This window comes from Xenorhabdus sp. NBAII XenSa04 (assembly GCF_963866145.1).
Taxonomy (GTDB): Bacteria; Pseudomonadota; Gammaproteobacteria; order Enterobacterales; family Enterobacteriaceae; genus Xenorhabdus; species Xenorhabdus indica.
The window spans coordinates 20,086-31,965 of record NZ_CAWMEB010000323.1; the positions used below are offsets into that span (position 1 = coordinate 20,086).

At 44.8% G+C, this 11,880-nt stretch carries 11 protein-coding genes and 1 pseudogene; 8 read left to right on the forward strand and 4 right to left on the reverse strand.

Annotation, left to right across the window (positions count from 1 at the left end; translation table 11 throughout):
* Window positions 1-10: 10 nt before the first annotated feature.
* The 5 genes from AAC147_RS11385 to flhA all read left to right on the forward strand — a co-directional run bounded on the left by AAC147_RS11385 (window position 11) and on the right by flhA (window position 6,794).
* Window positions 11-1,372 carry an ATP-grasp domain-containing protein gene (locus AAC147_RS11385; protein ID WP_047681107.1) on the forward strand — a complete coding sequence of 454 codons (1,362 nt, stop codon included), beginning with the start codon at window positions 11-13 and terminating at the stop codon, window positions 1,370-1,372.
* A gap of 12 nt (window positions 1,373-1,384) precedes the next feature.
* On the forward strand, window positions 1,385-2,110 hold the full coding sequence (locus tag AAC147_RS11390; RefSeq protein ID WP_047681110.1) for a 2OG-Fe dioxygenase family protein: 726 nt from the start codon (window positions 1,385-1,387) through the stop codon (window positions 2,108-2,110).
* Window positions 2,111-2,115: 5 nt separating this feature from the next.
* A complete protein-coding gene (locus AAC147_RS11395) occupies window positions 2,116-3,342 on the forward strand; it encodes an MFS transporter (RefSeq protein ID WP_047681112.1) in 1,227 nt (408 codons plus the stop codon).
* A gap of 205 nt (window positions 3,343-3,547) precedes the next feature.
* Window positions 3,548-4,699 (forward strand): flagellar biosynthesis protein FlhB, encoded by a 1,152-nt coding sequence (flhB, locus tag AAC147_RS11400; protein ID WP_047681115.1) that lies wholly within the window; start codon window positions 3,548-3,550, stop codon window positions 4,697-4,699.
* The gene (flhA, locus tag AAC147_RS11405; RefSeq protein ID WP_047681118.1) at window positions 4,692-6,794 is read left to right on the forward strand and encodes a flagellar biosynthesis protein FlhA; all 2,103 of its coding nucleotides are present in this window, start codon (window positions 4,692-4,694) and stop codon (window positions 6,792-6,794) included. Before flhB ends, flhA begins: the two co-directional genes overlap by 8 nt.
* A gap of 630 nt (window positions 6,795-7,424) precedes the next feature.
* Here flhA and AAC147_RS11410 read toward each other — a convergent pair.
* The 4 genes and pseudogenes from AAC147_RS11410 to flgA form a co-directional block, all read right to left on the reverse strand.
* Window positions 7,425-8,241 (reverse strand): annotated as a pseudogene (locus tag AAC147_RS11410) (IS110 family transposase).
* A 192-nt stretch (window positions 8,242-8,433) separates the two neighbouring features.
* Window positions 8,434-8,874: a flagella synthesis protein FlgN gene (locus tag AAC147_RS11415; protein WP_047681121.1), complete on the reverse strand. Its 441-nt coding sequence runs from the start codon at window positions 8,872-8,874 to the stop codon at window positions 8,434-8,436.
* 70 nt (window positions 8,875-8,944) lie between these two features.
* Window positions 8,945-9,229, reverse strand: a complete 285-nt coding sequence (gene flgM, locus AAC147_RS11420) for a flagellar biosynthesis anti-sigma factor FlgM (RefSeq protein WP_047681124.1) — start codon at window positions 9,227-9,229, stop codon at window positions 8,945-8,947.
* Window positions 9,230-9,366: 137 nt separating this feature from the next.
* Entirely contained in the window at window positions 9,367-10,038 is a 672-nt protein-coding gene (gene flgA / locus AAC147_RS11425; protein WP_047681209.1) for a flagellar basal body P-ring formation chaperone FlgA, read from the reverse strand.
* A gap of 290 nt (window positions 10,039-10,328) precedes the next feature.
* Between flgA and flgB the strand changes: the two genes are divergently transcribed.
* Genes flgB through AAC147_RS11440 form a run of 3 tightly spaced genes read left to right on the forward strand, consistent with a single transcriptional unit; the run spans window position 10,329 to window position 11,879 of the window.
* Entirely contained in the window at window positions 10,329-10,745 is a 417-nt protein-coding gene (gene flgB / locus AAC147_RS11430) for a flagellar basal body rod protein FlgB (protein WP_047681127.1), read from the forward strand.
* A 5-nt stretch (window positions 10,746-10,750) separates the two neighbouring features.
* Window positions 10,751-11,155, forward strand: a complete 405-nt coding sequence (gene flgC, locus AAC147_RS11435; RefSeq protein WP_047681130.1) for a flagellar basal body rod protein FlgC — start codon at window positions 10,751-10,753, stop codon at window positions 11,153-11,155.
* Between the two features lie 13 nt (window positions 11,156-11,168).
* Window positions 11,169-11,879: a flagellar hook assembly protein FlgD gene (locus tag AAC147_RS11440; RefSeq protein ID WP_047681133.1), complete on the forward strand. Its 711-nt coding sequence runs from the start codon at window positions 11,169-11,171 to the stop codon at window positions 11,877-11,879.
* Window position 11,880: the final 1 nt, after the last annotated feature.

An 11,880-nucleotide genomic window follows, 5' to 3' on the forward strand; every position in this document is an offset into this window, starting at 1 on the left:
AGGACATCAAATGAAACCTAATGCAATTTTGTTTGTTGATATTGATGAAGCTGAGGTTACACACTATACCTACCGGGAACCTCATTTTGCAGCAGCAAAAAAGATGGGATTGTTTTGTCTGACTGTAGCTCGAAAAAAACGTCAGCATGCAGAACGGCTTTTTACGGATAGTGATGAAGTTTTCTTATTGGAATCATTATCGTTTGAATCTTTGCAAGATTGCGTTACCCGTTTGCAACAATCTTATCATTTGTGTGCTATTTTTTGTCACGCAGGGCATGCTTCTGCCAGCGGACAAATGGGTTGTATTGTTGCCGAAATATGTCAAAAAATTGGATTGCCTTATACTTCTCCCGCCTCCATTGCTACCTGCAACAACAAATTCCTTATGCGTCAGGCACTGCAAAAGCATGGAATTAGAACAATACGCCATGCACTATGTAACAGTGAAAAGGAGTTATATAAGCAAGGCAATAGGATTGGTTATCCGGTGATGGCAAAACCGCCTTTTGGGGCAGGCTCAGCTTTTATTAAAAAGTGTTATAACTGGTTTGAATTGCAAGCTCATTACCAAACATTCACAGCTTACTATAAGCACTCAGCCTTAGTAGATTTTCTTGGAAATACTCAAACATATTCTACTCCTGACGGTACAGAATACCTGAACCAGCCGGGGCAAAGTATGTTACTGGAAGAATATATCCAAGGTATTGAAGGTACTGTCGAATGCGTTATTACCCAGGATACTGTCCATCCGGTTTTAATAAACGAAAAACTTATTCTGACAGAAAAAGATAATACGGTATTAGAAAATCTGCTCATTGCTCCTCCGGTTTCATTTACTGCCTCAGAGCAAGAACAAATCAAAAATTATGCTATCGATTGTATAAAAGCAGTTGGATTGCATCATGCCATTGCTCATCTTGAATTTCGTATGACTGTTGATGGCCCGATGGTCATTGAGATTAATCCTCGCCTTGGCGGCTTGTTTGTGAACTCTGCATTCCGTGATCTGGCCGGGTTAGATCCTTATCAGCTTTATCTCTCTATTCTTTTACAAGAAAAAGATATTGATACGCAGATCGTACAAGGGCAAAAGCGGGCAGCAACTGCTGAACAGCACTACTCTATGATAGCTATGTACCCAGAAAATAGTGGTCATTTTTTGGGAATAAAAAATATTGAGTACATTAAAAATAATCCACATGTTATCGAATGCTTGTCTCAACCCGCTGGTTACGACATCAATGCGGAAACAGAAGAACATTACCTGCTCAGGTGTTGGGCAAAAGTTAATGATGCTTCTCATGCTCATACACTACACAACGAAATGATAGAGCATGTAAAACCGATCATTATTCCATTTTCATAAGGGTGTTATTCTATGCGAATTGCAGAGATTTCGGCACGTTTAATGAATAATCATTATTGCCATATTCCACATTTTGATGAACTGATTTCATATCAGGAAGAAGAAGCCAATACATTTAAAAACCAGTGGGATAATTTGGTATTAGATCAGAATTTCAAAAATTACACTCATCGGGAAAGACGTATTCTACGCTATTGTTATCACCCTGGCACAGAAAACCCACTGCAACTTAATCGGAGTAGTGAATATCAATCACCAGTAACCTATGATATTGAATATAAAAAAGGCGCTAATCAACTGAGTTATTCGGAAGAAACTTTTATTACTCACCCTATTATGCAATATATTCTTGCTACAGATATTGCCATCTTAGGTGAACGTTTAATAAAAGGTTATCGCTATTCGATTGATATCCATCAATTCCGGGTAAAAGCTTTTTCTGGGAAAGAGAGCCCGACAACTTCTGGTATTCATCAGGATGGACAGGATTGGATCTTTATGCACTTTATTCAAAGCCATAATATTGCACCTGTTATTTCTGAAGTGCACTTAACAGAGAATGAAGCCCCACCTTTATTGCAAACAGCAATGCAACAATTTCTTGAAACGCTCGCAATTAATGATAGGCAACTTTATCATCGAGCCAGCCATGTTCGACAAGTATCTCCTGCAATTGTGGCATTTCGGGATCTATTGCTGGTGACTTTCCGGCAACTTCCTGAACAACAAGAGAACTAATAATAATGCCAAGCCAGGAAAATAGTCTGAATTTACGTTGCTCTGGTCGTAATGCCTTTTTTATCGTTAGTGCAAGATTTATATCCGATTTTGGCGCATTCCTGAATATGGTAGCGTTATCCACTTACGTTTATCTGCTCAGCAATAGCGTAATGCACGTCAGTATTTTTCTTGCTTGTCGTGTTGCGGGAGGTGTTATTGCCAGCTTAATGGGTACACCGTTTTTCCGGCGATATGCAGGGCGATGGCCTTTGATCTGTTTCGATTTATTGCGGGTCATGCTGCTGTCCTTGTTATTGGTATTCCCGGTTTCACAGCAGTTATTGATCTTACCGGTCATTGCTTTTGGGATCGGCTTGGGCAACTCAATGTTTGCGATTGGGTTGAACAGTCAACTTCCGCATTGGGTACATGCCTCACAACGTATATCGACGAATTCCTGGCTGACATCGGTCGCTGCTACAGGTGCAGTGTTCGGCAGTTTGGTATCCGGCTTGCTGGTTGCCAGTAGCGGCTATGAAATGGTTTTTATCGTTAATATCATCACCTATCTGTTGGCCGCAATATTGATTATGCCACTGCGTTTTCTCACTGAGCCTGAACAGCAGGGATTGCGGGTGTTGGGGAACGAATGGCGAGAATTACGCCTCGGATTACGCGGCACACCTATACTGGCCGGGATGTTGTTTCTGAGTCTGGCGGATACACTGGGCAGTGCTGCCCATAATGTCGGTTTTCCCATTATTTCTAAGCTCTTGAACCCCGATAATGCCAGTACCGTAATGGGGCTGTTACTGGCGACATGGGCGATAGGAAAATTCAGCGGTGCACGCCTGACCAGTTACCTGTTACGCAATCACGGCAGCTTGAAAATGGAAAAACTGTTCTTCCTCGGCATTGCATTGATGTCAACGGGCTTTATCCTTACCTTCCAGCAAACCAACCCGTTTTGGTTATTGTTGTTCGCAGTATGGGCAGGAATTGGTGATGGAATTGCGGAAGTTAGTCTGATATCCCGTGTGCAAAGTGAACCGGAAAGTCTGCGACTGCCTATTTTCAGCTTACTGACTCTATTACAGATGACGGGTTTTGGAATAGGCATGCTGTTGGTTGCCCCTTTTTACGTCTGGTTGCCGCCGTCCAGCGTTATCATTATCTTCCACGGCTTGCCGCTAACAGTATTGGTCATCATTCTGGTATGGGGGCGACGTTATATTTCCAGTAAGGCATAAATCTCATATGCCGTTGTTTTTCACGTTGCGGCATCTTGAAACCCATCAGGTATAATGCCGCAAATACCCCCGCAAATTTTGCAGTGTTCCTGCCATTGAATTTCCTGGCTTTTGTCATGCTTAGCACAATTTTATTTGCTCTTTGCTGAGATTTGTTGAGGGCAAATTTCCTGCATGTAATAACGAATGCTCACCAAGGAAAGCCGTGGCTGAAGATAGCGATCTCGAAAAAACCGAAGAACCCACGCCCCATAAACGGGAAAAAGCGCGTAAAGAGGGGCAGATAGCACGTTCAAAGGAACTCACTTCTATCCTGATGTTAGCAGGAGGCGTCAGTCTGCTTTGGATGAGCGGACAGTCGATCACTCATGAGCTTTCATTGATGGTATTCGAGGGATTCAACTTTGATCATAACATGGTCAGTAATGATAAGCAGATGGTACAGCAGGTTGGTCGCTTATTAAAACAGGCAGTTTGGGCACTGTTACCTGTGTTTGTCGGCCTGATCCTGATTGCCTTAAGTGCGCCGACATTGATGGGAGGGCTGATATTCAGCTCAAAATCTATCAAATTTGATCTGGCGAAACTGGATCCGGTTGCTGGTCTGAAGAAAATTTTCTCCATGAACGCATTGGCGGAACTGTTCAAGGCCATCTTGAAAGCATCAATGGTCGGAGGGGGAGCTGCCCTGTTTATCTGGGCGAATTGGCCTGCCATGTTAAACCTGACTACCCAAACACCCTTGGTGGCATTGAGTGATGCCATGCTGATGTTGATTTTTGCAGGCTACGTTGTTTTGTTTATGTTAATACCAATGGTGGCGTTTGATGTGTTTTATCAGATCCGCAGCCATCTGAAAAAACTGAAAATGACCCGTCAGGAGATCAAGGATGAATTTAAGGAACAAGAAGGGGATCCACATGTAAAGGCGCGAATTCGCCAACAACAACGTGCGGCTGCACGTAAACGGATGATGGCGGATGTGCCAAAAGCGGATGTTATTGTCACTAACCCGACCCACTATGCCGTTGCTTTACAGTATGACAGTAAAAAAATGAGTGCACCTAAGGTATTGGCGAAAGGAGCGGGACTCATCGCTTTGCGTATTAAAGAGATTGGCGCGGAAAATCGCATTCCACTATTGGAAGCCCCTCCATTAGCGCGAGCATTGTTTCGCCATGCTGAAGTGGGCGGTTTTATTCCGGCGGCACTCTATGCTGCCGTTGCTGAAGTGCTTGCCTGGGTTTACCAATTGAAACGTTGGAAACGGGAAGGTGGCCTGAAACCAAAAACACCTGAAAATCTGCCAGTGCCGCCAGCACTGGATTTTGCTGGAGAGAATAATCGTCATGGCTAATCTGGCCTCATTGTTCCGTTTATCGGGGAATCGTTTACCGGGAAATATAAAAGGCTCCCAATGGCAAATGCTTGCGGGGCCTGTACTCATCCTCATGATCTTGTCGATGATGGTACTGCCGTTACCCCCATTTCTGCTTGATTTACTGTTCACTTTTAATATCGCACTTTCCATCATGGTTTTGCTGGTAGCGATGTTTACGCGTCGGACGCTGGATTTTGCCGCTTTTCCGACGATTTTGCTGTTTTCAACATTGTTGCGTTTGTCACTGAATGTCGCATCGACGCGTATCATTCTGATGGAAGGGCATACAGGATCGGCAGCGGCAGGACAAGTCGTAGAAGCTTTCGGTCACTTCCTTGTCGGGGGTAATTTTGCCATTGGTATCGTTGTCTTTGTTATCTTGATCCTGATTAACTTTATGGTGATCACCAAAGGTGCAGGACGTATCGCTGAAGTTGGTGCCCGCTTTGTACTGGATGGGATGCCCGGTAAACAGATGGCAATTGATGCCGATTTGAATGCCGGATTGATAGGCGAAGATGAAGCCAAGAAACGGCGCGCTGAAGTCACACAAGAAGCAGACTTCTATGGTTCGATGGATGGTGCGAGTAAATTTGTGCGCGGCGATGCCATTGCCGGGTTGATGATCCTGGTGATCAACATCGTTGGAGGTTTGATCGTCGGTGTTGTCCAACATGGATTGAGTTTGGGGGATGCAGCAGAAGCTTATACATTGCTGACCATCGGTGATGGTTTGGTTGCTCAGTTACCGGCGTTGATTATCTCTACAGCAGCGGGTGTTATCGTGACCCGTGTTGCGACCGATGAAGATGTCGGCCAGCAAATGGTGACACAGCTTTTCAATAACCCCAAAGTGATGATGTTGAGTGCTGGTGTATTGGGGTTGCTTGGTTTAGTGCCGGGAATGCCTAATTTTGTTTTCCTGTTGTTTACCGCGGCATTGGCGGGAGTAGGATACTTCCTGCTTCGTAAGGATAAAGATCCGCTTATGGTACAACATGAAGAGATGAAAGCAGTAGAAGAACAACAGCAAACCGCAGAAGCTTCATGGTCTGATGTGCAACTAGAAGATCCATTGGGCATGGAAGTCGGTTATCGGTTAATCCCAATGGTAGATTTTCGCCAGAATGGTGAGCTGCTTGGGCGTATCAGTGGTATTCGTAAAAAGTTTGCGCAAGAAGTGGGCTATTTACCCCCTGTTGTTCATATTCGTGACAACCTTGAATTAGCACCAGCCAGCTACCGTATCATGATGAAAGGAGTAGAGATAGGCCGTGGTGAAGCCCATCCGGGACGTTGGCTGGCGATTAATCCGGGCGGTGCGGTAGGTGAATTGCAGGGTGACCTGACCAAAGATCCGGCTTTCGGACTGCCGGCTGTCTGGATTGATGACAGTTTAAGGGAACAGGCACAGGTACAGGGTTATACTGTTGTAGCGGCGAGTACCGTTGTGGCAACTCACCTGAACCATTTGTTGTCACAGCATTCCAGTGAACTGTTTGGCAGACAGGAAGCACAGCAACTGTTTGAGCGAGTCAGTCAGGAAATGCCGAAACTGACAGAAGACTTTATTCCTGGTGTCGTCAGCTTGACCACGTTGCATAAAGTTCTGCAAAACCTGTTGGCGGAGCAAGTGCCGATCCGTGATATGCGCACCATTATTGAAACACTGGCTGAACATGCACCGGTACAAACTGATCCTTATGAACTGACTGCTGTTATCCGTATTGCACTTGGCCGGGCGATTGCTCAACAATGGTTCCCCGGTGCGGATGAAATTAAAGTGATTGGCTTAGATGCGAACCTTGAACGTATTCTGCTTCAGGCATTGCAGGGTGGCGGTGGACTGGAGCCGGGACTGGCTGAAAGTCTGGAACGTCAGGCGGCAGAAGCATTGGAGCGTCAGGAAATGCTCGGTGCACCGCCTGTGTTGTTGGTCAACCACGCACTGCGTCCATTATTGTCTCGTTTTCTGCGCCGTGTATTGCCCCGATTGGTTGTACTTTCCAATCTTGAAATTACCGATAACCGTCAGATAAGAATGACAGCGACGATTGGTGGTGCAAGATAGTACTGGCAGTGAAGTCTTCTGAATAATAATAAATATAAGGCGATCACTACGGTGATCACCTTATCATAAAAATAATCAATCCTCTGGTTCTTGCCATTGCAATTGTTTTCCATTTCATCTGTAACTAACTCAAAATAGCATTTTAATGCTCTCTTTAATGAAATAGCGCATTCGGACATAGCCCGTTATTAGTGTTCTATAAATAATATCTGGTCTGATTATTTTTAAAATATATCTCTTCAGAGCTGAATCTGATTGAAATCGTCTGGAGGCAGGCTAAATACCACTGGCGACGTTTTATCACTTGGACTCAGAATTTTCGTTATTATGATAATTGTAATTCTGTCATGCATTTCTATTGCTTTGAAAAATCTATGGTTGCCCTCCTTTTTGCAACACTCATTTTGATGAGTTTGGGGCTTGCTTAAATCTATCCGGCGTCACTGTAGGCAAGGATGCCTGCGCCTCGATGAGTTCCGCGTCTGATGAACCTTAAAAAGACAACGGCTTCAAAGAGCCATTTTTTTAATTAGGTTTCTCATCAGGCCGGCAGGCCGTTCATGTCATCAATTATTAGTCTTCGCAAAACCAGTGGGGTAACAGTTAAATAGCTTCACAATGACGCCTGCTTTAGGCGACAAATACCGTGTGTTGTGTCGTAATAGCCCACGCTATCCGGGCGAGTTTGTTAGCCAGTGCACAGGCCACTACATTGGAATGCTTTCGTTCAAGTTGCTGCTTAACCCAGTCAGCCAGTTTTCCCTGCCCATGCTCGATATGCTGCATGAACGACCGGGCACAGAGCATCAACAGTTGCCGGAGTGTCTTGTTACCCCGTTTACTGATCCCCAATAAGGTCGTCTTTCCTTCGGTACTGTACTGGCGGGGAACCCATCCCGTCGAGGCCGCAAAATTCCGGCTACAGGCGTATTGTTTCCCATCGCCCAGTTGTGAGGAAAGCACACTCGCCGTGATGGGGCCAATGCCGGGGATCGTCATCAGCCGCTGCCCGGTATCATCCTGAGCAATCTCCTGTGACAAGGCGGTTTCAATCTCGGTGATTTGTTCAACCAAATAGTGATAATGCGCCTGTAAACGCAGTAATACCTGCACCAGATAAGGGGGAAGGGGAAGTTCGGCCAGCACAGTGGAGAGCCGTTTTATCACGGCAATGCCCTTGGGCATACTGATGCTAAACTCAAGCAGGAAAGCCTGCATCTGATTGGTGGTTTTGACTTTATCCCGAATCAGCGATCCGCCTTGCCATGAAGTGCGCGCCCGCACAGGCTCCCATCACAACCGTTGCCGGAGAACAGTCGGCTAAGAATTCCATCAACTTAGTACGGGTGAATTTTTTACGCATCAGGGCTTTCCCCGATGGATCCTGACAATGGATATGAAAGGAATGCTTGCCGAGATCGATGCCAATCAGTGCGATGGTGTTCATGATGGTAGCCTCTTATCAAAGATAATCACCCTGTTAATATACTGCCGCTAGGGTGAGGGCGGCCATCTCATTAAGATAGGGGGATTTTGAAAAAGATAGGGTTTTAATACAACGACACAGAAACAGACCTCTTATTATTACGGATATACCAAGAGGTCTGTAAAGATTGCTGCTTAAGCAGCATGAGAATAATCAAACACTGATCTTATGGCCCGATAAGGCAGAATTGTGACGGGCCTGACCATCAGCACCATAAAGAGAAGGACTGTGATGGCTTTTCAAAAAAGCAATTGCCTGACTATTTAACTCAATATGTTGATCCAACAAAAATCCATTATGCGCATTTAAATCACGAATTCGTTCAACCGACTGACTGATTTGATCCCACAACACCGCCAATATTTCATGGTCAGCATAAGGAGCATTCACTTTCAGCGTTTCATTTAGTTGCTGACGCTTTCTTTCCGCATGATCGAGTGCCGAAAGCAAAAATGTTTTTTGCTCTGTGACACGATGCAGTTGATTCGCTTCAATAAAGCCTTCGCTCAGGATACGTTGTTCTTCTGCCATCGTTGTCGAAAGCGAATGTAAGTGTGCACTTTGCTGCTCAAGCAAGAGTTGAAGTTCTTCCATTTATGGCCTTTATGATTTTGCTGGTTTATTGCTTATATTCCTTGTTATTAAGGTAATAAGTTTTAATTAATCAGTTTTCAAGGGCTTCTCTGAGCAGGGCATCAGCAATTTTACCGCTGTCCATGGTCAGGGTTCCCTTTGCAATCGCTTCTTTCAGTTGTTGTACTTTTTGAATATTAATGTCTTGACTACTTGGCTGAACCAGTTTTTTCTGCGCCTCACTCAGTCTAACTTGCGTATCGGCGCTTTTTTCTGCAACAGCCACAATCCTGCGAGTGCTCTGGGCAGTTTCATTGGCATTGCGTTGCTGTAAAGCAGCAATAGCCAGTAGAGGTTGAGTGCGTTCAATACTCATAATCGTAATCCTTTAATCAGGCATTATTTATTTGTCTTAACTCTATTGGGTAGAGGTAGCAGGCGATATACCGCTGGCATGCCTGTAAATCATGGTCTGATGGTTATATCGGCGTAGAAACATAAAACTTTAGCCATTCATAACATCATTTTTACACTACCATTTTCCTGAGCTTCTCCGGTAATAACCTGTCCAGAAACCAAGCGGACACGAATATTATCAAAACTTGCAGCATTGTTAATTGCTTTTCCTTCATAACGTACCCGGAAATTTTGCCCATCTACGGTGATGACAACATTTTGTCCGGCTTTAATCACCCATGGACGCCGGAGCATATTACGTGTGATGAATTGCCCGGCAGGTATGTTGCGAATGGCAATACCATTAAGTGTAACCTTTTTGTTATGAATGATGTCGTTTGGCAATTTGTCTAAAGCGCCTGTTTTGACCTGAAAATCTTTTTCTCTCAGTACCGAATTACGTTGAATTGCACGATTTGAAACTAAGTATGGGCCGATAACACGGACGTAGATTTGCATAAAACGACGTTGCTGACCACAGTTAACCGGCAGCGAAATATTTCCCCAATTTTTATTGCCCATTGGTGGATGTATTTCAGGAGATTCACATGTTGGCCATTGTTGTTCCGGTGTTTTAATGTCTACGGAAACTTTATAGTTCGTGCCGTGATGAATTTGCTTGAAATAATCATTGATTGAACGGGGTAAATCATTCCCCCATGCCAAAGAACCAGCAAAAAACAGGTTAAGAAAAAAGGTAAGGAAGCCGATAAATTTTAATGCAGGCATTTTAATCATCTTTATCTCTCTTATTCTTACCTTACTCTTCTATTACCTGACACCAGTGAGGTAAACCATGATGCCAAAAATATTCAGTATCTGCTGGAGGTTAATAGTGTAACGCGCTTGATTATTAGTTAATGGGATAAATAGCAAATCAATTTGTGTCTATTCTTCGAATCGGCTTTTTCTTCTGCGTTTATGCTGTTAGCGCTCTTAATGCGTTACGGGGCTTGGTTCTGCGGGACTTACCCTAAACTGGCCTATAAAGCTGGCTATAAAACAGGCGAGGGAGGAATATGCTCGATAAATTAGATACCGCCTTTCATTTTCGACAAGAAGCCCTGGTACTCCGCAACCAGCGGCAGGAAATTCTGTCGGCAAACATTGCCAATGCGGATACCCCTGGCTATCAGGCTCGCGATATCGATTTTGCCGCCCAATTAAGAAAGGTGATGGAACATGGTCGTGTGACGGGGAATGGAATTGGGCTGACTCTGACTTCCAATCGACATATTCCCATTCAGCCTCAGAAACGTCTGGAGATGGATCTGTTGTACCGGGTGCCTCACCAGACGGCGATGGATGGAAATACCGTTGACATGGATATGGAACGCAGCAATTTTGCAGATAACAGTCTGAAATATCAGGCTGAACTGACCATGACGAATGCTCAGATCAAAAGCATGATGTCAGTTCTACAGTCACAAGGATAATGGGAATGTCTCTACTCAGTATTTTTGATATTGCCGGCTCCGCGCTTTCTGCTCAGTCTCAGCGGCTGAATGTCAGTGCCAGCAATATGGCGAATGCCGATAGTATCGTTGGGCCGAATGGCGAGCCTTATCGTGCCAAACAAGTCGTATTTCGTGTCGCTGCACCAGCAGGACAGGAGATCGGCGGTGTGCGCGTCAGTGAAGTGGTGGATGATCCCACACCTTTTCGTCTTGAATATCAGCCGGGTAACCCGTTGGCTGATGAAAAAGGTTATGTACGTATGCCGAATGTGGATGTCGTCGGGGAAATGGTCAATACCATCTCGGCTTCCCGCAGCTATCAGGCGAACGTTGAAGTACTTAATACCACCAAATCCATCATGCTGAAAACGCTGACGCTGGGCCAGTAACAGGAATATCGTTATGGGAATTACCGCTCCAATTAATGAATCATTGGATAATTCAGCAGTCAGTGAACTGTCTAAATTGGGCAACCAAAAACCGCAAAATAGTGGTGATATCAAAGACAGTTTCTTGAATATTCTGGTTGCCCAGCTTAAAAACCAAGATCCAACCAACCCAATGCAAAACAGTGAATTGGCTTCACAGATTGCGCAGATCAGTACCGTTGAGGGGATTGAGAAACTCAATAAGACGTTGGGTTCCATTGTCGGACAAATGGACAGTAACCACACGATGCAAACGGTAGCACTGATTGGCCGAGATGTCATGGTTCCTGGCAATGAGATTTTGCTGGGGGCTGGTGAAAACAGTGCAACCCCAATTGGCTTTGAACTAAACCGACCCGCCGATACCGTCAAAGTGACCATCAGAAATAAAAGTGGCGTAGTTGTTCGGGAGATGGAATTCAATAAATTAGATCCCAGCTCATCCGAATTTTTGGGTGCCGGTGTACACAGCTTCGGATGGGATGGTAAAGACGCAGACGGCAATGCAGTGGAACAAGGCGCTTACAACTTCACCGTTTCCGCAAGCCAGCAGGATCAAGCGTTGATGGTCAATTCCCTGCGATCTGCCAAGGTTGAAGGCGTTGTGCGGCAAGAGAATGGCACTAAATTGGATTTAGGGCTGGTAGGTACGGTAAACATGGACGAAGTTCGTCAGATTCTTTAAT

Excerpts from the sequence above, each read along its gene's own strand:
- AAC147_RS11390 (WP_047681110.1), top strand. The coding sequence starts at position 1,385 with ATGCGAATTGCAGAGATTTCGGCACGTTTAATGAATAATCATTATTGC.
- AAC147_RS11385 (WP_047681107.1), top strand. The coding sequence starts at position 11 with ATGAAACCTAATGCAATTTTGTTTGTTGATATTGATGAAGCTGAGGTT.
- flgC (WP_047681130.1), top strand. The coding sequence starts at position 10,751 with ATGTCTCTACTCAGTATTTTTGATATTGCCGGCTCCGCGCTTTCTGCT.
- AAC147_RS11415 (WP_047681121.1), bottom strand. The coding sequence starts at position 8,874 with ATGGAAGAACTTCAACTCTTGCTTGAGCAGCAAAGTGCACACTTACAT.
- flgM (WP_047681124.1), bottom strand. The coding sequence starts at position 9,229 with ATGAGTATTGAACGCACTCAACCTCTACTGGCTATTGCTGCTTTACAG.
- flhA (WP_047681118.1), top strand. The coding sequence starts at position 4,692 with ATGGCTAATCTGGCCTCATTGTTCCGTTTATCGGGGAATCGTTTACCG.
- flgA (WP_047681209.1), bottom strand. The coding sequence starts at position 10,038 with ATGCCTGCATTAAAATTTATCGGCTTCCTTACCTTTTTTCTTAACCTG.
- flgB (WP_047681127.1), top strand. The coding sequence starts at position 10,329 with ATGCTCGATAAATTAGATACCGCCTTTCATTTTCGACAAGAAGCCCTG.
- AAC147_RS11440 (WP_047681133.1), top strand. The coding sequence starts at position 11,169 with ATGGGAATTACCGCTCCAATTAATGAATCATTGGATAATTCAGCAGTC.
- AAC147_RS11395 (WP_047681112.1), top strand. The coding sequence starts at position 2,116 with ATGCCAAGCCAGGAAAATAGTCTGAATTTACGTTGCTCTGGTCGTAAT.